Raw genomic sequence first — 19,552 nt, 5'->3', positions numbered from 1 at the left:
ACTGGTGGCAGAATATGATTGGTAGAAGTATTACTGCCATGACCGGATACATTCTTCTCGTAGTCATCGCGCTGGCCGTGATCGCGGCCCTGGAGATCAGCAACAGGCGCCACTCGACCGGTCCGGCCGCCGGACCGCGCGGCACCTGGGCGGACGACGACCGCGATCTGGCCCGGACCAAGCTCGACCTGCTCGCCCTCGGCGGTGCGGCCAAGCCCTTCAACCACAAGCCCGCTTCGACGACCGGGACCGTGCACGCCATCCGCACCGCCCGGCTGTTCACCGACCACGGCCGTCACGCGGCCTGATCGAGTGTTCTGCGCCAACTGGGGGCGGTCGCGTTCGTGACCGCCCGCAGCGCGCCTTCCACCGGGCCGTAGCGGAAGCTGTTCAGCCAGATGTGGCTCAGGATCAGTTGGACGACGAAGATCCCGACCGCGAGGCCCAGCGTCTCCAGTGGAGACACCTGACCCACCAGTCCGAATCCGACGCCGGTGAAGATCAGTACGGTCGCCACCGACTGGCCGATGTAGTTCGACAGCGCCATCCGGCCGGCGGGGGCGAGCAGGCGGCGGATGTCTTCCCCTCGGTCGGTGTGCATGAACCTCAGCAGCGTCGCGCCGTACGCGGCCGCGAGGAACGGCGCTGTCATCACACTCATCAGCACCGACCTGGTGTCGCCGTTGCCGCCGGACGCGTAGACGATGCCGCCGGTGATACCGATCGCGAAGCCGACCAGTTGGATGAGTCGCAGCATCGCGTCGGAGCCGTCGACGTACTGCAGCAGCCGCCGTCGGCCGGCGACCATGCCGACCAGGAACGCGGCCAGCGTCGTCGGTCCCTGGACAGTCAGCAGCGAGAGTCCGTACGTCGGGAGCGCGCGAACGTGCTCGCCGATCACATCGCTGAACGAGCCCGCCAGATTCGCCGTCGTCTCCTGCGCCGCGGCGACGGCCGTCGGCGGGTCCAGGATCGCGGCCGAATCCACGAACAGCGCTGCGATCCCGAGGGTGACGAAGAGGTACGCGTAGATCAGGCCGGCCACGATGAGCGCCGTACGGTCCTTCACCCGGCGCATGCCCAGCAGGACCAGGCCGATGATGGCGTAGACGCTGAGGATGTCGCCGGTGATCAGGAAGACGCCGTGCAGGGCACCGAGCACGAACAGGCCGCCGAGCCGCCGCAGCATCCGCGGCTTGAACGCGGCACCGGCACGCTGCGCCGCCTGCATCTGCAGCTGGAAGCTGTACCCGAACAGGAACGAGAACAGCAGATAGAACTTCATGTCCACGAAGGCCGACGAGACCCAGTGCACCGAGTGGTCGAGCCAGGAGTCGTACGCCGGATCCTGCGCGACGTGGATCGGGAAACCCGAGGCGGCGAAGGTGATGTTGACGATCAAGATGCCCAGCAGGGCGAAACCACGCAGCGCGTCGATGTCCTGAATACGCGTCCGATCCAGTACCTGGCCCATGCGCTCCAGCACATCAGCGCAGCGCTCCGCGCACAGTCGTAAAAACCCCTCCAGATGGGGTGGAGTTTCATCTACCCTCTGGGCTGTGGGTGACTATTTGGATGTCAATCGGGCCAACTGGGACGAGCGGGTACCGGCGCATGTCGCGTCACCGGATTACCACGTCGACGAGTTCCTGAGCGACCCGTCGTACCTCAGTGGGGTGGTGCGGTTCGACCGGCCGCGGCTCGGGGACATCACCGGGTTGCGCGGTGTGCATCTGCAGTGCCACATCGGCACCGACTCCGTGTCGCTGGCGCGGCTCGGGGCGCGGATGAGTGCGCTGGACTTCTCGGCGCCGGCGATCGAGCAGGCCCGGTCGCTCGCGGAACGGCTCGGGTTGTCGATGGACTTCCACGTCGCCGACGCGTACGACGCGGTGGAGGTGCTGGGCGCGGCGTCGTACGACTTCGTCTACACCGGGATCGGGGCGCTGTGCTGGCTGCCGGACATCCAGCGGTGGGCCGACGTGGTCGCCGGGTTGCTGAAGCCGGGCGGGCGGCTGTTCGTCCGCGAGGGGCACCCGATGCTGTGGGCGCTCGACGCGGGTGACGAGGTCGCCGAGGTGCGGTACTCGTACTTCGAGACCGCTGAGCCGCTCGTGTACGACGAAGGTGGCACGTACGTCGACACGGACATCGAGTTCGAGGCGACCACGACGCACGAGTGGAACCACGGGCTCGGCGAGATCATCACGGCCCTCCAGAAGTCAGGCTTTGTGTTCGACTCCCTCACCGAGCACGACAGTGCCCCGTGGAACGCCCTCCCCGGTCTGATGACCGAGGACGCCGAGGGTGAGTGGCGCCTGACCGAGAAGCCCAGTCGCCTGGCCGCCACCTACACCCTGCAGGCGCACAAACCAGCTCAGTGAGCCCGGCGCTGCTGCACCTTCTGCACCGCCTGCTTGATCTTCTGCTGGTTCTCCGGCTTGCTCAGCTCCCGCTGCGCAACCTGCACCAACTTGGCGACCACGGCGCCTTTCACCAACGTCTTGACAAACCCCATCAGGGCCTCCTCAGCTCTTGCCCAAAAACCTACCCGCCCCCACAACCACCCACCATGGGTAATCCACCGGACCGTCCCCTCAGGCCATATCCGAGTACGCCAGGTATCTCCCGCACCCCAAACACCTGAACAGGTACCCGGTCGCCTCTCCGTCGGCGGTCAGCTGACGCACGTACTCCTCACACCTCTCCACTGACCAATACGCCCGGTTCTCGTCAACCAACATCTCCACCGCCTCCGGGTGCCGCTTAAGCACGTCGTACCCAACCCGCCCGAGATACGCCGCCGCGTCGGCGCAGTGGTAGAGCCAGCGCTCCTGCTGCCAGCCGTGGAACCCGGGCGTCCGCGTCGTCACCTCGTCGACGACAGCGCCCGGCACATCCCGCGGTACGCCGTAGTCGTCGGTGAAGTGCGCCTCGAAGCGCGCGGCCGCTGAGCCGTCGGCGATGCACCACGGGCACAGCTCGTCGACGACCCGTTCCTTCGCGAAGACCGGGCCGACGTACAAGTAGCCGCGGGCCTGCCCGCAGGCCCGGCATTGACCCTCGCTCGGGGTGATCTCGCCGGTCGCGAGGGGGTCGGGGTGATAGCGGAAGGTGGGTAGGGCCGGCACGGTGTGACGGTGGGGGATGGGGGCGGATTTGGCAAGAGAGGGGAAAGCGTCGGCGGTGTCGGGCACACTGGGGTGGTGCCTGAGTTGCCTGAGGTGGAGTCGCTGGCTGCGTTCCTGCGGGAGCGGGCGGTGGGGCATGCGTTCGTGCGGGCCGACATCACCGCGATCAGCGCGTTGAAGACGTACGACCCGCCGATCTCGGCGATGGTCGGGTTGTTGATCGACGACGTGGCGCGGCACGGGAAGTTTCTGGACATCTCGGCGCAGGGCGTGCACCTGGTGATCCACCTGGCGCGGGCCGGCTGGCTGCGCTGGAAAGAGGAGCAGAACACCGGCCTGGTGCGCCCGGGGAAGGGCCCGATCGCGCTCCGGACGGTGCTCGACGACGGCTCCGGGTTCGACCTGACCGAGGCCGGCACCCAGAAGAAGCTCGCGGTGTACGTCGTCCGCGACGTCAACGAGGTGCCCGGCATCGCCCGCCTCGGCCCCGACCCGTTCACCCTCTCGCTCGACGACTTCGGCGCGATCCTGCAGAAAGCCGGCCGGGTCCAGCTCAAGGGCGTCCTGCGGAACCAGTCGGTGATCGCCGGGATCGGCAACGCCTACTCCGACGAGATCCTGCACGTCGCCAAGATGAGCCCCTTCAAACCCGCGTCGAACCTGTCGGACGACGAGCTCAAGATCCTGTACGACGCGATGCGCGAAACCCTCCAGGACGCCGTCGACCGGTCCGCCGGCCTCGCGGTCCAGGACCTGAAGGGCGAGAAGAAGTCGGGCCTGCGGGTGCACGGCAGGAAGGGCCAGAAGTGCCCGATCTGCGGCGACATCGTCCGCGAGGTCAGCTTCGCCGACTCCTCCCTGCAGTACTGCGCGACCTGCCAGACCGGCGGCAAGCCGCTGGCCGACCGCAGGATGTCGAAGCTGCTCAAGTAATCGAAGGATGCCGAGGCTGTTCAAGTAGTAGGTTCCCGCCCATGCGGAAGATCTACGTGGCAGCACACGTCTACATGATTCTCGGGCTGATCAGCGGGCTGTACTACCGCGAGCTCACCAAACTCAACGACTTCACCGGCGACTCCCAGCTCGGCGTCGTCCACACCCACATCCTGGCGTTGGGGATGCTCTTCTTCCTGATCGTGCTCGCGCTGGAGAAGCTGTTCACCCTGACCGCGGGCAAGCTGTTCGACGCGTTCTTCTGGGTCTACAACGCCGGCCTCGCGCTCACGGTCGGGATGATGCTCCTCCGCGGCACCTTGACCGTGCTGGGCCACCAGGCCGGGCCCGCGCTGGACGGGATCTCCGGTCTGGGGCACATCACGATCACCCTCGGCCTGATCTTCTTCTTCATCAACCTCGGCAAGTGCCTGCCCGCCAAGGACACGATCGAGCCGAAGGCCGAGGAGCAGGTCGAGACGAGCTAGTACTCCGTCGGGGTGAAGGTTTCGGCAGCTCGACAGGAAGTGTCGGTGGTCGGGGGTCGGCGTGAGGCGTGCGTGAGCGGGGCCGTGGCCGGCAGTGGACGTATACGTACTGTCGAGCTGCCGATGTCGGTTCCTCGAAGCCGCCTAGGTCGTCATCTGGTCGAACATGGCCTTCACGTCGGGCGTGTTCGGTGTCGACAGCAACGTCGGCGTACCGCTCGTGGTCCGGCGTGAGGTCACGGCGAACACGTACCCGAGGTTGGCGTCGATGCGGTCCTTCAGCCAGGGGCCGCCGCTCGCCCCGCCGTTCATCGAGCAGGTCAGCGCCGCGTCCGAACCGCTCCACGCGTACGTGGTGCCGTCGCAGTAGTACGGCACCTCACCGTTGTACGGCGGTTCGGCCGGCCAGCCCCAGATCCGGGTGCCCGCTTGGCTGGTCGAGTTGCCCCAGACGAGCCCGTTGCCGCCGACCGCGTCGATCAGGTTCGCGCCGTCGCGCTGCTGGAGCGTGACGAACGCCTGGTCGTGGCTGAAGTCGCTGCTGTTGATCCAGGAGTTGAACGCGCGCGCCTGGCTCCAGTTCCACAGGCCGTAGCCCGACTGGCCGTTGTAGTACGCCGGCGCGAACACGATGTTCGAGTGCCAGGCGCCGCCGTGCCCGCTGTGGACGCAGTGCCCGGCGGTGATGATCAGGTTCTTGTAGCCGTTGTTGATGGTGGACGCCGAGCACACGTAGTTCAGCCCGTTGTCGGTGAAGAACAGCTTCCCGGCCGTACTCGGGACCGCCTCGTTGGCGGCCTTGTTCCTGAGCGGTGCGACCGGCTTCGACGCGATCCCACTGGAAGTCCCTTGTTTCAAAGGCGTTCCGGCGGTTCCGGACGGCAGGTCGGCCGGGATGGCGGTCCGCAGCTTCTCAGCGGTCCAATACCCTGTCGCGTCCAGCGCACCGGCGCGGGCCTTCGCCGGCAGCGCAGGCGCCTGTACGGCGGTGGTCGCAGCGGGACCGGTAGCGGCGGCGGGGGCGGCTGTGGCTGGAGCGGCTGCTGCTGGAGTGACTACGGCTCCGGTGACCAGCAGGATTCCGGCGGCGAGCAGACGGGTGGCGGCGGTCGTTCTGCGCATGCGTGACTCCTCGATCGGGGCGGGAGATCGATCACTGCCAGTAGAGGTGAAGCGCTCTCAGAATGCAAGCGGTCACAGGTGAACGACGTACGGTGATGACGCCGAGCGGCGCCCCGCCTCCAACCGGACGCGCAGCTCGTGATCGCCGTCCGGACCGGCGACCCGCGTGACCCATCCGACGGACCGCCCGGGCTCGAGATCGTCGAACGTCCAGTACTGCTCGGTCGCGGACCATGCGGTCGGCAACGGGAGTTCGACCTCGCCGCGGACCGGCGTACGGCCGAAGTTGGTCACCACCACGGTGATCTCGTCGCGGCCCGGGTGGATCGACGCCAGCACTGTCCCGACGGGTGCGACGAGCACTCGCCGTACTCCGGTCGGGACGGGCAGCGGGACGACCCGGTCGGCCGGCATCGGGAACGGGCCGATCGTGGTCCGGGTGAGCTGCTGACCGGTCACGCCGTACCGGCGGCCGGCGAGGCGGATGTGGTGCCGACTGTCCGGCTCCACCATGCCGACGAACCGGATGGCGACATCAGCGGCGCGGCGGGCAATGAGGTGTGCCGTCGTACCTGCCGGGGTGACGTCCCAGACGCCGTCCGCGTTCGCGGTGACCGTGTCCGGCGGGACGATCCGGAGCTTGCCCTGCAACGCGACGCGGACGACCGGCGGGTCGCCCGAGTCGGGCAGCCGAACGACCAGATCAGCGCCGTCTCGACGCCAGGTCAGCGCCCGGCCGGTGTGGTCTTCGACAACATGCAGCGGCATCGTGACCAGGCCAGGCAGGCGTACTTCGTCATCCGCCGGCCGATGGGCGATCCGGAGCAGCAGGAGCTTGTGACTCCGCAGAATCGCCTCTCCCCAGGGTTGCGGCTCGAATTCCCCCGGGATCCCCTGAATCAGTGCCACCGCAGCCTCCTCCGAGCCACCGTCCGAAATCCGCCCGCCCCCGTCAATCGGTTATCCCGTCCGCAGGGCAACCGCCTTCCGAAACCGGCCAAGCGATCGTTGGACGGGTCTGCCATGCTTGGCGGCATGTTCCGGAACCAGGAGATTCCTTCCGTAGTGGTGGCCGAGCTCGACGACGACCTGCTGGCGGAGGCGTTCGTGCTCGACGTCCGCGAGCCGGACGAGTGGGACCGCGGGCACATCGACGGCGCCAACCACATCCCGCTCGGTGAGTTGCAGGAGCGCGTCGGCGAGGTGCCGGTGGACCAGAAGGTGCTCTGCGTCTGCGCGGTCGGCGGCCGCTCCGGGATGGCCACCCAGTTCCTGAACCAGCTCGGCCGGGAGGCGATCAACCTCGACGGCGGCATGCACGCCTGGCAGACCTCGGGTCGTCCGGTCAGCACGAACTGACGGAATGAGAAGAAAACCTTCCACACAGTGATCGCAGGGGTTACTTTGTCACCGGTCGGTTGACCGGCGTACACCTTCGCCTCACACGGCGGTAGCGCGCGCGGCGTCGGATAACCGCGTCCGTCCACCGTTGGGGAGGCTTTTGTGTCGCTCATCCGTCCCTTGACCACAGCGCTCGGCGTTGGTGGTCTGTTGGCCGGCGTCCTCGTCAATCCAGCGCTCGCCCGGCCCGGTACGCCGGGCATTCCGGACGCCGCGATCGCCGAGGACGGCGTACTGACGTCGCGCGTCGACGGACCCGTCGCGCCTGGCGTGAACTACACGTCCTTCGAGCGTCTTGACCCGAAGGGCTGGCAGCGCGGCGACATCCTGGACACCGACCTGGACAAGCACGGTGTGACCGTCGACCTGGTCACCAACGGCGGCAAGGTGTCCGGCGGCCAGCCACTCAGCCAGCAGCTCGCCCGCAAGGGTGCGATCGCCGGTGTGAACGGTGACTTCTTCGACATCAACGACACCACCGCCCCGCTCGGCGTCGGCGTCGAGCAGAGCGGCAAGCTGCTGAACGCCCCGGCGGCCGGCCACAACGACACCGCGGTGATCGGCAAGGACGGCCTCGGCAAGATCGCCCAGCTCTTCCTGCAGGGTACGGCGGCCGACGGCGCCACGAAGCTCGCACTGACCAACCTCAACTCGCCGGCCGTCAACAGTGGCGGCATCGGCCTCTACACCCCGGAGTGGGGCGACGCGGCCCGGACCCGGACCGTCGACGGCCTGCCGACCGTGCGCGAGGTGATCCTTCGCGACGGAGTGGTCGTCAGCTCGGCCACCACTCCGGCCACCACCCCGTTGGCCGCCGGCGAGCAGGCGCTGATCGGACGCGAGGCGGGCGCCGACGCGCTGGCCGCGTTCGCGATCGGCGACAAGGTCGACGTCGAGTACGGCCTGCGCCCGGACGCCGCCGACGTCGCGACCGCAGTCAGCGGCAACTACCAGCTCGCGAAGGACGGCAAGGTCCCGGCCACGGTGCCGGACGCCGACCTCGCGCCGCGGACCGCGATCGGGTTCGACGCCGACGGCAGCCGGATGTTCCTGCTCACCGTCGACGGCCGGGCCACCGGATCCCGCGGCCTGTCGCTGAAGGAGATGGGCGAGCTGATGATCAGCCTCGGCGCCGACGACGCCCTGAACCTGGACGGCGGCGGCTCCTCGACGATGCTCGCCCGGACGCCGGGCCAGGCCGCGCCGAAGGTCGTCAACGACCCGTCGGACGGCGGCGAGCGGCTGATCCCGAACGGTCTCGGCCTGCTGCCGGTCAAGGGTTCCGGCAAGCTCACCGGCTACCGCGTCGAGTCCACCGGTACCGCCGAGGCCGACCAGGACGCCGACCTCTCCCGCAGCTCGCGCGTCCTCACCGGACTCACCCGGGTCCTCAAGGCCACCGGGTACGACGAGACCTACGCCCCCGCCTCGGGTACGCCGCTCTGGTACGCCGGAAGTAACGTCCGCGTCGATCAGAACGGTGTGGTCACCGGCCGCAAGGCAGGCGACGCGATCGTCACCGCCACGCGCGGTGCGGCGAACGGAAGGTTCCCGATGACAGTGCTCGGTACGCCGGCCCGCCTCGCCCCGTCGAGCCGCCAGGTGTCGCTCGCGGACACGGCCGCCAAGGGCTTCTTCGAGATCGACGGGTACGACGCCGACGGCTTCTCGACCTGGATCGAGCCGCGCGACGTGAAACTCAGCTACGACGCGACGAAGGTCAAGATCGTTGCGAAGGGCAATGGGTTCGAAGCCAGTGCCCTGAGCAACGAAGCGGTGGCGACCGTGGTGACCGCGACCGTCGGCGGGCTGAGCACGCAGCTCAGCGTCACGGCCGGTCTGGCGAGCACGGTGGTCGACGAGCTCGACGATGTCACCAAGTGGGCGGCGAACGCCGTACCGGTCGGTGCGGCGACGGCGTCGCGGTCCGCCGCGGAGGGGCATGACGGTGGTCAGGCGATCGCGCTCGACTACTCGCTGACGGGCAGCACTGCCACGCGGGCGGCGTACCTGTCGCAGACCCCGCAGCAGACGATTCCGGGGCAGCCGCAGAAGCTCGGCGCCTGGGTGTACGGCGACGGCAAGGGCGCGTGGCTGCGCGCGAACGCGTACGACGCGGCCGGTGGTACGGCGCAGACGCTGAACCTCGCCGCGACGATCGACTGGACCGGCTGGAAGTACGTCGAGGCGGACATCCCGGCCGGACTCGCGATGCCGCTGCGGTTCTGGCGGATCTACGTCGTGGAGACCTCGCCGACCCGCCAGTACTCCGGACGGATCGTGATCGACGACCTGACCGTGCGCAGCGCGCCGCCGGTGACGATGGACCCGCCGGCGAAGGTGATCGACCCGATGGTGGTCACCGACGGGACCGTCCAGACCAGCGGCCGCTGGCGGTTCGCGGTGATGTCGGACGCGCAGTTCACCTCCGACGACCCGAACTCGGACTACGTGAAGCAGGCGCGCCGGACGATCCGCGAGGCCCTCGCGCAGAACCCCGACTTCCTGGTGATCAACGGCGACTTCGTCGACCGGGCGTTCGGGCCGGACATCGCGCTGGCCAAGCAGATCATCGACGAGGAAGTGGCCGGCAAGGTGCCGGTGCACTACGTGCCGGGCAACCACGAGACGTACGGGCCGGGCGACCTGTCCGAGTGGAAGAAGGTCTTCGGCGCCGCGAGCAGCACGTTCGATCACAAGGGCACCCGGTTCATCCTGCGCGACTCGTCGCTGGGGTCGCTGCGGGCCGGTGGGTTCGACCAGATCCTCGACCTGCGCAAGCAGCTCGACTCGGCCGCCACGGACAAGTCGATCAAGAACGTCGTGGTGATGGCGCATCACCCGATCGACGACCCGTCGCCGACGCAGAACTCGCAGCTCGGTGACCGCAAGGAAGCCGCGATGATCGTGAAGTGGCTCGCGGATTTCCGGGCCTCGACCGGCAAGGGTGCGGCGTACATGGCGGGGCATGCCGGGACGTTCGCGGCGACCCGCACTGACGGCGTACTGCTGCCGCTGACGGGCAACTCGGGGAAGTCGCCGGCTGCCGCTCCGGACGCGGGTGGCTTCACCGGGTGGGCGCTCGTCGGGATCGATCCGAAGGTGCCCGCGGCGGCCGCGGGCGAGCGGAACTGGTCGGCGCCGGAGCGGTCCTGGTTCCAGGTCGAGCTGCGGCCGCACGTCGATTCGCTCGAGCTGTCCGCCCCGGCGACGCTGCGCCGCGGCCAGTCCGGTCCGGCGGCGGCGACCGTCGTCCAGGAGGGCCGCCGGGTTCCGGTGGCGTTCCCGGTGTCGTCCGACTGGTTCGGTTCGCAGCAGCTGTACGTCGGTCCGGCGAAGACCGCTCCCTTCTGGGCGGTCGCGTCGTACGACCCGGCGACCGGTCAGGTCACCGCGCTGCGTCCTGGCACCGCAGAGCTGGGCGTGACCGTGAACGGGGTCTCGAAGAGCACGACGATCACGGTCAATTGGTAGGTTCAGCCGGGTGACAGACGTAGTGGTGCCGCAGCGGCTGCGGAGTGGTGATCGGGTTGCCGTTGTGGCGCCTTCCGGGCGAGTGGACGTGGCGCGGCTCGCGATCGGGCAGCGGCACCTCGAGTCCTGGGGGCTCGAGGTGGTCGTGCTGCCGGCGGTGCTCGCCGGGCACGACCGGTTCCGGTACCTGGCCGCCGACGACAAGGCACGCGCCGACGATCTGCGGAACGCCTGGCTGGACCCGCAGTTCGCCGCGGTGTTCTGCGCGCGCGGGGGGTACGGCGTCCAGCGGATGCTCGAGTACGTCGACCTCGACGAGCTGGCCGCCGTACCGAAGTGGTTTGTCGGGTTCAGCGACATCACGGCGCTGCACGAGCCGCTGAACGCGCGGGGACTGGTGACGGTCCACGGCCCGATGGCGGCCGCGGTGGAGCAGTTGGAGAACGCCGAGGGGCGTGAGCGGCTGCGGGCGTTGCTGTTCGAGCCGGAGAGCGTCACCGACCTGCTCGCACCGGTGGGTGCGCGCACCGTGGTCGACGGGGTCGCCGAGGGGCCGTTGCGCGGCGGCAACCTGGCGATGCTCGCGTCCAGCGTCGGTACGCCGACCTACGCGCCGCCGGCGGGTGTCGTCGTCCTCGAGGACGTCAACGAGGAGTCGTACCGAGCCGACCGGTTGCTGACGCAGCTGCTGCGGGCCGAGTGGTTCGAGCAGGTCACCGGTGTGGTGATCGGTGACTTCAGTGATGCCGACGACGGCGTCGACGACCTCATCCGCGAGCGGCTGGAGCCACTCGGTGTACCGATGGTGGAGGGTGCGGCGATCGGACATGACGCGTTGAACCTCGCCGTACCGCTCGGACTGCCGGTACGGCTCGACGCGACCGCCGGCACCCTTACCCCAGGTGGTCACGCAGGAAGGTGAAGGCCTGCGGGTAGGCGTCGAGGCGGTTCGTGAGCTTGGCGAGGCCGTGGCCTTCGTCGGGGTACACGAGCAGCTCGCACGGTACGCCGCGCTTCGTCAGCGCGGCCGTGATCTGCTCCGCCTCGGACAGTGGGACGCGCGGGTCGTTGGCGCCGTGGATGACGAACAACGGCGCCCGGATGTCGTCGACCCGGCTGATCGGGCTCGCCGACGCCAGGAACTCGCGGTCGGTCGCCAGGTAGCCGTACTCACGCTCACGCATCGAACGCCGGTACGCCGAGGTGTTCTCCAGGAACGTCACCAGTGAGGCGATCCCGACGATGTCCACCCCGGCCGCCCACAGCTCGGGCTGGAACGCGACACCGGCCAGCACCATGTAACCGCCGTACGAACCGCCCCACAGCGCGGCCCGCTTCGGGTCGGCACCGATCGTCGGCAGCCAGGCGTTGATCGCGGCCAGGTCCTTGACCGAGTCGAGCCGCAACGCGCGGTCGTCGAGGGAGTACCAGCGCTTCCCGTAGCCGGCCGAGCCGCGGACGTTCGGTACGACGACCGTGTGTCCCTCGCCCGCCAGCGCGGAGATGATCGGGCTCCAGATCCGCAGCGCGGCACCCTCCGGACCACCGTGCACGTGGACCACGGTCGACCCCAGGTCCGCACCGGTCGGCCGGAACACGAACACCGGCACCTGCTCGCCGTCGAACGACGGCACCCGCAGACTCTCCGGATGCCGCAGCTGAGCCGGTACGTCGGGCTGGTCGGCCGGCCGGACCGCGGTCAGCTCACCACCCGGAACGAAACGGAACACCGTCGGCGGCGTCACCGGCGAGTTGTAGGTGATCGCCGCGAACGAGCCGTCGGCCGACCAGATCGGATCCGGCGTGGCCATCGACAGCGCGGCAGTACCACCAGCGGGCAGGTCGAGCGACGCGATCGCCGACCCGTCCTCCAGCCGATGCAGCGCCAGCGTCACCTCCCCGTCCTCCAGTACGCCGACCAACAGGTGCTCGCCGTTCGGTGAGGGCCACCCGGCCACGTCGCGGGCGTCGTCCACCAGCAGGTCGCTCCAGGTGCCGTTCGCCACGTCGTACCGGCGCAGGGCCATCCGGTCGCGATCGGCGTTGCTGGACACCAGGAACGCGGACGAGTCCGGCAGCCAGGCGACCGACCCCTGGTCGTTGTGTGCGTCTTCCGCGGTGAGCTCGGTGACCGCACGGCTCGAGGTCTCGACCAGCAGGAGCTGCATCGAGTTGGCCGGGGTGCTGGCCTTCGTGAGCACGACCCACTTGTCGTCGGGTGACGGGTCGACGGCCATCACCCAGCCGCCCTCGTCGTACAGGACGTTCTCGCGGCCGGTGGCCAGCTCGTGCGCGACCAGGTCGAAGTCGACACCGTTGCGGCGGTTCGTCGTGTAGAGAACCCGTCCGGCGCGCGCAGCGACCAGATGGTGGATGTACTGCGTGTCGTGCACCAGTTGGGACAGTGCGGGCAGGCCGGAGTCGGTCAGGTCCAGCAAGGAGAGCTGGCCGCGTTCGTCGCCGCCGGTGTCGTGCTCGACGACCACCTGGCTGCTGCCCGGGATGAAGCGGGCGCCGCGGCAGGTGTCACCGAGGTCGGTGAGTGCACGCCACGTCCCGTCGGGTGCGACCTCGTTGACCTGGCGGGTGCCGGTGCCGTCGTACAGCACCAGCAGCCGGCCCTCGTCGTCGACGTCGAGGGCCATGGTGGTGGGCAAGGAGAACAGCGTCGTCAGCAGCACGCTTTCATCCTCACACGGCCGGTGGGTGAATCGCCTGGGATTCACCCACCGACGAGAGGCGGTGCGTCAGCGGTCGCCGTGCCAGGAGTGCCAGAGTGCGGCGTACGCACCCTCGGCACCGACCAGCTCGTCATGGCCGCCGAGCTCGACAATCTTGCCGTCCTCGACGACCGCGATCACGTCCGCGTCGTGTGCGGTGTGCAGCCGGTGGGCGATGGCCACCACGGTCCGGCCTTCCAGCACGGTCGCCAGCGACCGCTCCAGGTGCCGGGCCGCGCGCGGGTCCATCAACGAGGTCGCCTCGTCCAGGACCAGCGTGTGCGGGTCGGCGAGCACCAGCCGGGCCAGCGCGACCTGCTGCGCCTGGGCCGGCGTCAGCGAGACCCCACCGGAGCCCACCTCGGTGTCCAGACCGCCGTCGAAGCCGGCCACCCAACCGTCGGCGTCCACCGAGCGCAGCGCCGCCCAGAGGTCGGCGTCGGTCGCGTCTTGCCGGGCCAGCCGCAGGTTGTCGCGCACACTGCCCACGAACACGTGGTGCTCCTGGTTGACCAGGGCAACATGACTGCGCACCTGCTCGGCAGACATCCGGTCCAGCGCCGCGCCACCCAAGGTGATGTCGCCGACGCGTGGCGAGTAGATGCCGGCCAGCAGCCGGCCCAGCGTGGACTTCCCGGCACCGGACGGCCCGACCAGTGCCACCCGGGCACCCGGCTCGACCGTCAGCGTCACACCGTGCAGTACGTCGCGACCCTCCAAGTACCCGAACCGTACGTCGTCCGCGAGCACCGTCCGGCCGTCCGGCTCGGCGTCACTCGTCGTCTCCTCGGTCTCCACCTCACGGACGCCGACCAGGCGGGCCAGCGACACCTGGGCCACCTGAAGCTCGTCGTACCAGCGGATCATCATGTTGACCGGCTCGACGAGCATCTGGATGTACAGCGCACCCGTGGTCAGCGCACCGACGGTGAGCCAGCCCTGGATCGCGAAACCGCCACCGATGACCAGTACGGCGGCCAGCGCCACCGTGTGGGTCATGTTGATCACCGGGAACAGGATCATCCGCAGGTACAGCGTGTACCGCTCCCAGGCGACCCATTGACCGATGCGGGTGTCACCGAGACCGATCCGGCGGCCACCGAGCCGGTGCGACTCGACGGTCCGGCCGGCGTCGACCGTCTCGGCCAGCGCCGAGGCGACCGCGGCGTACCCGGCGGCTTCGGAGCGGTACCCCGATGGTGCGCGGCGGAAGTACCAGCGGCCACCGATGATCAGGATCGGTGCCGCGATCACCACGGCCACGGCCAGCGGCGGTGCGGTGACGACCAGGGCGCCGATCAGGAGTGACGCCCAGATGATCGCGATCGTCAGCTGCGGTACGGCGTCCCGCATGGCGTGCGAGAGCCGGTCGATGTCGGTGGTGATCCGGGACAGCAGGTCACCCGTCCCGGCGCGCTCCAGCACACCCGGCGGCAGTCCGACCGCGCGGACCAGGAAGTCCTCGCGGAGGTCGGCCAGCATCTCCTCACCGAGCACCGCACCGCGCAACCGCGTCATCCGCACGAACACGGTCTGCACCGCGAGCGCGATCACGAAACCGATGACGACGTACGGGAGCTTCACGTCGGTCTTGCCCTCGGACAGCTTCTGCACCACGTTGCCGAGCAGCCAGGGACCGACCATGCCGCTCAGCGCCGCCACCGCGTTCACCAGCGTCAGCCAGAGGAACGCACGGCGGTGCCGGCGGAACAGCGTCTTCAGATAGGCACGAACGGTCGCGCCACTTGCCACCGGGAGCCGCACTACTTCCTGTGGGGCCGCCGGGTCGTACTCCGGGCGCTTCACACGGACTCCTCGAGAGTCGATTCGTCTTCACGGGTCACGACGGCGCGGTACCGCGGGTTGGTGTGCAGCAGCTCGTGGTGCGTGCCGACCGCTTCGACGCGGCCGTCCGGCACGAACACCACCCGCTCCGCGCGGTCCAGCATCAGTGGGCTGGACGTGAACACCACCGTGGTCCGGCCGGACCGCAGCAGCCGCAGACCGTCGGCGATCCGCGCTTCGGTGTGCGCGTCCACCGCACTGGTCGGCTCGTCCAGCACGAGCACCTGCGGGTCGACGTACAGCGAACGGGCCAGAGCGACCCGCTGCCGCTGACCGCCGGACAGGGATCGCCCGCGCTCGGTCAGCACCGCCTTCATCGCGTCGGACTCACCAGCGGGCAGCGTCTGCCGCAGTACGTCGAGAATGTCCTCGCACTGCGCCGCGTCCAGAGCCGTCTCCGGCGTGACCGCACCACTGGCCGGTACGTCGAACAGGTCGCGGACCGTCCCTGACAACAGCACGGGGTCCTTGTCCTGCACGAGCACGACCGTCCGCGCGGAGTCCAGCGGGAGGTCGTCCAGCGCGACGCCGTCGAGCAGCACCGACGCCTCGCCATCGGCGCTCGGGCTGTGACCACCGAGGCGGTCTGCCAGCAGACCACCGGCGTCCGGGTTGCCGGAGACCACCGCGGTGAAGCTCCCGGCCGGGACGTGCAGACCGGTGACCGGATCGAGCAGATCGCCTTCCGGCGCCTGCGCCTCCCCGGTGCCCTTGGTCTCGTCGGTCCGCTGCAGCGACAGCACGCGCGCGGCCCGGCGGGCCGACACCTTCGAGAAGATGAACGCGCTCGCCGTCTCCTCGAACGTGTGCAGCGGCACCAGCATGAACGTGATGAACCCGTACGTCGTGACGAGCTCGCCGACCGAGATCTTGCCGGACGTCACCAGGTGCACGCCGAGCCAGACCACGACCACCAGGAACACGCCGAACAGCAGCACCTGGAGGGCCGCGATCAGTGCCCACATCCGGGCGCTGCGGACCGCGCTGCTCCGGTACTGCTGGGAGGCCTCGCGGTAGCGGTCCAGGAACAGCTGCTCACCGCCGATGCCGCGCAGCACGCGCAGACCGGCGACCGTGTCGGCGGCCAGCTCGGTGGCCCGGCCGCCCTTGGCCCGCTGCTCGTCCGCGCGGCGCTCCGCGGGACCCATCAACGGGACGATCGAGAACGCCAGCACCGGCACGGCGACCAGGACCACCAGACCGAGCTCCGGTTCATAGAACATCAGGCCGACGACGACCGCGAAACAGGTCAGCAGGGCGGCGGCGAACCGGCCCAGGACCTCGACGAACCAGCCGATCTTCTCGACGTCGCCGCTGCTCACGGCGACCACCTCGCCGGCGGCGATCCGGCGGGTCAGCAGCGAGCCCAGCTCCGCTGCTTTGCGCATCAGCAGCTGCTGCAGGCGGGACGCCGTACTGATCCAGTTCGTCACCACGGCGCGGTGGAAGAACGAGTCGGCGCCGGCCTTGGCCGCACCGAAGACCAGCAATAGGGCACCGGCCAGCATCAGCTTGGGCCAGGAAAGGTCGATCGCCGCCTGCACGGCGAGACCGACGGCGACCGGAGCGGCGGCGATGCCACCGAAGAAGACGAGCCCCCAGAAGACTGCGAGGACCTGCCCGCGCAGCTGCTGGTGCTCCAGCCAGAGGATGAGTCGGAGACCGGACCGGGTGTCGGGCACACCCGGATCGGCGAACGGAATGAGGCGCAACGACATGACGTCTCACAAAGAGGCATAGAGGGATGAGAAAGGGTGCCTGACCAGGCGAATGCATCAAGCGTAGGCGCCGCCGCCGACAGTCCGTCAAACCGTTTTCAGGTCCTGTGGCGAACCTCTCGGGAATCGTTTCCGGAACCGGGTAGTACAGTCTTCAACGGGCGATCGGAAGGAGCCGGGTGGAGGAGCTGACGCGCGGGCGGCGGCTGCTGGTTCTCGGCATCTGTTGCTCCAGCTTGTTCATCGTCGGGCTGGACTCGACGATCGTGAACCTGGCGCTGCCGGCCATCCGTTCGGAGCTCGGAGCGTCGGTCGAGAAGCTGCAGTGGACGATCGATGCCTACACCCTGGTGCTGGCGAGCCTGTTGATGGTGTCCGGGTCGACAGCCGACCGGATCGGGCGGCGACGGACCTTCCAGGCCGGGCTGGTGCTTTTCGGGATCGGGTCGCTGCTGTGCGGCGTCGCGCCGACCATCGACCTGCTGATCCTGTTCCGGGTGCTGCAGGCCGTCGGCGGGTCGATGCTGAACCCGGTGGCGATGTCGATCATCACCAACACGTTCACCAACCCGCGCGAGCGTGCGCAGGCGATCGGGGTCTGGGGCGGGGTGGTCGGGCTCAGCATGGCGGTCGGGCCGGTCGTCGGCGGCACGCTGGTCGACGGGCCGGGGTGGCGGTTCATCTTCTGGATCAACGTGCCGGTGGCGGTGCTCGCCGTCCTGATGACCAGGCTGTTCGTGCCGGAGTCGCGGGCCGCCGTACCGCGGCGGATCGACCCGGTCGGGCAGGTGCTCGTCGTACTACTACTCGGTGGGCTGACCTACGGAGTCATCGAGGGCCGGTCTGCAGGGTGGGGGTCGCCACTGATCCTCGGGTGCTTCGCGGTGGCCGTGGCGGCGCTGGTGACGCTCGTGTACTACGAGGGGCGCCGGAAGGAACCGCTGCTCGATCCGCGGTTCTTCCGGAGCGCGCCGTTCTCGGGTGCCACTCTGATCGCGGTGTGCGGTTTCTCGGCGCTGTCTGGGTTCCTGTTCCTCAACTCGCTCTATCTGCAGTCGGTGCGCGGGTTCAGCGCGCTGCATGCCGGCCTGCTGACGTTGCCGATGGCTGCGATGACTGTCGTGTTCGCGCCGGTGTCCGGGTGGCTGGTCGGTCACCGTGGCCCACGAGTGCCGTTGGTCGTGGCCGGGACCATGCTGACTGCGGCAGGTCTGATCCTGTCCCGGTTGACGATCAGTACGCCGACTGTGCTGTTGCTGATCGGCTATCTGGTTTTCGGACTCGGTTTCGGCATGCTGAACGCGCCGATCACGAATGCGGCGGTCTCCGGGATGCCACGAGCCCAGGCCGGTGTCGCAGCCGCGATTGCGTCGACCAGTCGCCAGGTCGGGGCCTCACTGGGTGTCGCCGTCGTCGGTACGGTGCTGACTGCGCGGTTGGTCGGCTCTTTCGAGACGGGGTTCGTCGACGCGGCTCAGCTCTGCTGGTTCATCATCGCGGGCTGCGGACTGCTGGTACTCGTGCTGGGGCTCATCACGACCACGCAGTGGGCCCGCCGTACCGCATCCGCTGTTGCCGACGAGCTGGCGGAATCTAGGGCTGCTGGATGAGGCCGGCGCGGGTCAGGGCCTTCAGGCGGCCCTTGAGGATCTTCTGGCGGCGCTCCTCGCCGGGGAACAGTTCCAAGTAGTCCGGTCCCTTCGCGGCGAGCAGGTCGTCGTCGAGGCGGCGTACCGTGCCGGCCGGGGCGCGATGGGTCATGGCTGCCTGCACGGCTTGGCTGTCGATGCCGGTGAGCAGTTCGGTGAGCTGCTCCTCGGTGGTGACGCCGAGGCGGTGCAGGACACCGAGGATCCAGGTGTAGTGCGTCGTCTTCGCGTGCGGCGCGTCCGGGTACCGACGGGTCAGGTACGTCGTCAACGTGGCCGAGGTGAGATCCAGCGGGGCCTTGTCCGACGCGGTCGCGGCGAGCTCGCGGTACAGCCGGTCGATCTCGGTGAACTCGTTGTCGGCCAGCTCCATCAACGCCGCGGCCAGCAGGAACCGCCGGTCGAACTCCGGCTTGCGGTCCGGCGGGATGTCGAGCTTGTACCGGATGTCGTGCTCGAACTCGGCCCACGCGTGCTGGACCGCCGTCCGGACCTGGATCTCCATCACCAGGTTCTTCAGTACGGCGTACTCCGGGAGCTCGCGACGGTGCTCGTTGAGCCGGACCAAGTAGTGCTTGCTCGCGTACCCGAAGACACCCTGCGCCCGGGTGTGCGCACCCATGTCGGTGTGCTCGACGATCTCGAACTCGGCCTCGATCACCTCACACACCCGGTCTACCGCCTCGACCAGGAACGTGATCACCCGGGCCGCGACCAGGTCCGTGATCTGGTTCAGCGGATCGTCGTACTTCGGCCGGGCGGGATCGTCCGGGTGCGGTTTCGAGGCCTTGGTGAGGAACGACTCCGGGTCCTTCGCGCGGGCCGTCGCGGTCAGGTAGTTGATGCCTTCCTCTTCACCGATCAGCTCGTTGATCAGCGCCTCGAGCTTGCGCGCGCCACCGACGTACTGCTGATGCACCCGTTCGTACAACGCCCCCGCTTGCGGAACCCACTCCACCATGGGCGGAACCCTAGTGGTCCCTGAAGTGGTCTTGGCGTCGCTCGCGGTGTCTATCGGTATCTAGTGAATTCGGTAGAAAGTCGTAGACAGTCCTCGCGACACGCTCTGGT

The 19,552-nt window shown here is 68.8% G+C and carries 17 protein-coding genes; 8 read left to right on the top strand and 9 right to left on the bottom strand.

The genetic code is table 11. The annotated features are described in order from the left end of the window. Positions 1–38: 38 nt before the first annotated feature. The gene (locus AC0662_RS21700; protein WP_452199145.1) at positions 39–308 is read left to right on the top strand and encodes a hypothetical protein; all 270 of its coding nucleotides are present in this window, start codon (positions 39–41) and stop codon (positions 306–308) included. Here the strand turns inward: AC0662_RS21700 and AC0662_RS21695 are convergent. After that, a complete protein-coding gene (locus AC0662_RS21695; RefSeq protein ID WP_452199143.1) occupies positions 296–1,474 on the bottom strand; it encodes a DUF418 domain-containing protein in 1,179 nt (392 codons plus the stop codon). The two genes, AC0662_RS21700 and AC0662_RS21695, sit on opposite strands and share 13 nt — an antisense overlap. Positions 1,475–1,559: 85 nt before the next feature. On the opposite strand from AC0662_RS21695, the gene AC0662_RS21690 reads away from it, so the two are divergent. Beyond that, complete coding sequence (locus tag AC0662_RS21690) at positions 1,560–2,384, top strand: class I SAM-dependent methyltransferase (RefSeq protein ID WP_452199141.1); 825 nt, start codon at positions 1,560–1,562, stop codon at positions 2,382–2,384. Here AC0662_RS21690 and AC0662_RS21685 read toward each other — a convergent pair. Both AC0662_RS21685 and AC0662_RS21680 read right to left on the bottom strand, forming a co-directional pair. Further along, positions 2,378–2,518, bottom strand: coding sequence for a hypothetical protein (locus tag AC0662_RS21685; protein ID WP_387768016.1), 141 nt, complete (start codon positions 2,516–2,518; stop codon positions 2,378–2,380). The genes AC0662_RS21690 and AC0662_RS21685 overlap by 7 nt on opposite strands. 79 nt (positions 2,519–2,597) lie before the next feature. Continuing rightward, a complete protein-coding gene (locus tag AC0662_RS21680; protein WP_452199139.1) occupies positions 2,598–3,131 on the bottom strand; it encodes a CbrC family protein in 534 nt (177 codons plus the stop codon). A 75-nt stretch (positions 3,132–3,206) separates the two neighbouring features. Between AC0662_RS21680 and AC0662_RS21675 the strand changes: the two genes are divergently transcribed. Beyond that, positions 3,207–4,064, top strand: a complete 858-nt coding sequence (locus AC0662_RS21675; protein ID WP_478302735.1) for a DNA-formamidopyrimidine glycosylase family protein — start codon at positions 3,207–3,209, stop codon at positions 4,062–4,064. A 41-nt stretch (positions 4,065–4,105) separates the two neighbouring features. Then, the gene (locus tag AC0662_RS21670; RefSeq protein WP_478302733.1) at positions 4,106–4,552 is read left to right on the top strand and encodes a DUF2871 domain-containing protein; all 447 of its coding nucleotides are present in this window, start codon (positions 4,106–4,108) and stop codon (positions 4,550–4,552) included. A gap of 144 nt (positions 4,553–4,696) precedes the next feature. Here the strand turns inward: AC0662_RS21670 and AC0662_RS21665 are convergent, their stop codons facing one another. Next, positions 4,697–5,674: a trypsin-like serine peptidase gene (locus AC0662_RS21665; RefSeq protein WP_478302731.1), complete on the bottom strand. Its 978-nt coding sequence runs from the start codon at positions 5,672–5,674 to the stop codon at positions 4,697–4,699. 72 nt (positions 5,675–5,746) lie between these two features. Further along, on the bottom strand, positions 5,747–6,583 hold the full coding sequence (locus AC0662_RS21660) for a hypothetical protein (protein WP_478302729.1): 837 nt from the start codon (positions 6,581–6,583) through the stop codon (positions 5,747–5,749). 126 nt (positions 6,584–6,709) lie between these two features. Here AC0662_RS21660 and AC0662_RS21655 point away from each other — a divergent pair, with 126 nt between their 5' ends. From AC0662_RS21655 to AC0662_RS21645, 3 genes are all read left to right on the top strand, one after another. Next, positions 6,710–7,033 (top strand): rhodanese-like domain-containing protein, encoded by a 324-nt coding sequence (locus AC0662_RS21655; protein ID WP_452199129.1) that lies wholly within the window; start codon positions 6,710–6,712, stop codon positions 7,031–7,033. A gap of 144 nt (positions 7,034–7,177) precedes the next feature. Next, a complete protein-coding gene (locus tag AC0662_RS21650) occupies positions 7,178–10,549 on the top strand; it encodes a phosphodiester glycosidase family protein (RefSeq protein WP_478302727.1) in 3,372 nt (1,123 codons plus the stop codon). A 10-nt stretch (positions 10,550–10,559) separates the two neighbouring features. Next, a complete protein-coding gene (locus AC0662_RS21645; RefSeq protein WP_478302725.1) occupies positions 10,560–11,471 on the top strand; it encodes a S66 peptidase family protein in 912 nt (303 codons plus the stop codon). Here AC0662_RS21645 and AC0662_RS21640 read toward each other — a convergent pair. The 3 genes from AC0662_RS21640 to AC0662_RS21630 all read right to left on the bottom strand — a co-directional run bounded on the left by AC0662_RS21640 (position 11,443) and on the right by AC0662_RS21630 (position 16,832). After that, positions 11,443–13,230 (bottom strand): S9 family peptidase, encoded by a 1,788-nt coding sequence (locus AC0662_RS21640; protein ID WP_478302723.1) that lies wholly within the window; start codon positions 13,228–13,230, stop codon positions 11,443–11,445. The genes AC0662_RS21645 and AC0662_RS21640 overlap by 29 nt on opposite strands. A 66-nt stretch (positions 13,231–13,296) precedes the next feature. Next, a complete protein-coding gene (locus AC0662_RS21635) occupies positions 13,297–15,075 on the bottom strand; it encodes an ABC transporter ATP-binding protein (protein WP_452199121.1) in 1,779 nt (592 codons plus the stop codon). Further along, a complete protein-coding gene (locus AC0662_RS21630) occupies positions 15,072–16,832 on the bottom strand; it encodes an ABC transporter transmembrane domain-containing protein (protein WP_452199119.1) in 1,761 nt (586 codons plus the stop codon). The genes AC0662_RS21635 and AC0662_RS21630 overlap by 4 nt, the downstream gene beginning before the upstream one ends. 179 nt (positions 16,833–17,011) lie before the next feature. Here AC0662_RS21630 and AC0662_RS21625 point away from each other — a divergent pair, with 179 nt between their 5' ends. Then, complete coding sequence (locus AC0662_RS21625) at positions 17,012–18,442, top strand: MFS transporter (protein WP_478302720.1); 1,431 nt, start codon at positions 17,012–17,014, stop codon at positions 18,440–18,442. Here the strand turns inward: AC0662_RS21625 and AC0662_RS21620 are convergent. Further along, the gene (locus AC0662_RS21620) at positions 18,426–19,442 is read right to left on the bottom strand and encodes a GTP pyrophosphokinase (RefSeq protein WP_478302718.1); all 1,017 of its coding nucleotides are present in this window, start codon (positions 19,440–19,442) and stop codon (positions 18,426–18,428) included. The genes AC0662_RS21625 and AC0662_RS21620 overlap by 17 nt on opposite strands. Positions 19,443–19,552 lie beyond the last annotated feature (110 nt).

The organism is Kribbella sp. NPDC043289 (assembly GCF_056436705.1).
Note: the sequence above shows the minus strand (reverse complement) of the source record. Positions and strands in the feature narration are given on the sequence as shown.

What these genes read in the sequence shown, in the direction of transcription:
- AC0662_RS21665 (WP_478302731.1), bottom strand. Translation starts at nt 5,674, where the DNA reads ATGCGCAGAACGACCGCCGCCACCCGTCTGCTCGCCGCCGGAATCCTG.
- AC0662_RS21670 (WP_478302733.1), top strand. Translation starts at nt 4,106, where the DNA reads ATGCGGAAGATCTACGTGGCAGCACACGTCTACATGATTCTCGGGCTG.
- AC0662_RS21685 (WP_387768016.1), bottom strand. Translation starts at nt 2,518, where the DNA reads ATGGGGTTTGTCAAGACGTTGGTGAAAGGCGCCGTGGTCGCCAAGTTG.
- AC0662_RS21655 (WP_452199129.1), top strand. Translation starts at nt 6,710, where the DNA reads ATGTTCCGGAACCAGGAGATTCCTTCCGTAGTGGTGGCCGAGCTCGAC.
- AC0662_RS21630 (WP_452199119.1), bottom strand. Translation starts at nt 16,832, where the DNA reads ATGTCGTTGCGCCTCATTCCGTTCGCCGATCCGGGTGTGCCCGACACC.
- AC0662_RS21700 (WP_452199145.1), top strand. Translation starts at nt 39, where the DNA reads ATGACCGGATACATTCTTCTCGTAGTCATCGCGCTGGCCGTGATCGCG.
- AC0662_RS21620 (WP_478302718.1), bottom strand. Translation starts at nt 19,442, where the DNA reads ATGGTGGAGTGGGTTCCGCAAGCGGGGGCGTTGTACGAACGGGTGCAT.
- AC0662_RS21695 (WP_452199143.1), bottom strand. Translation starts at nt 1,474, where the DNA reads ATGGGCCAGGTACTGGATCGGACGCGTATTCAGGACATCGACGCGCTG.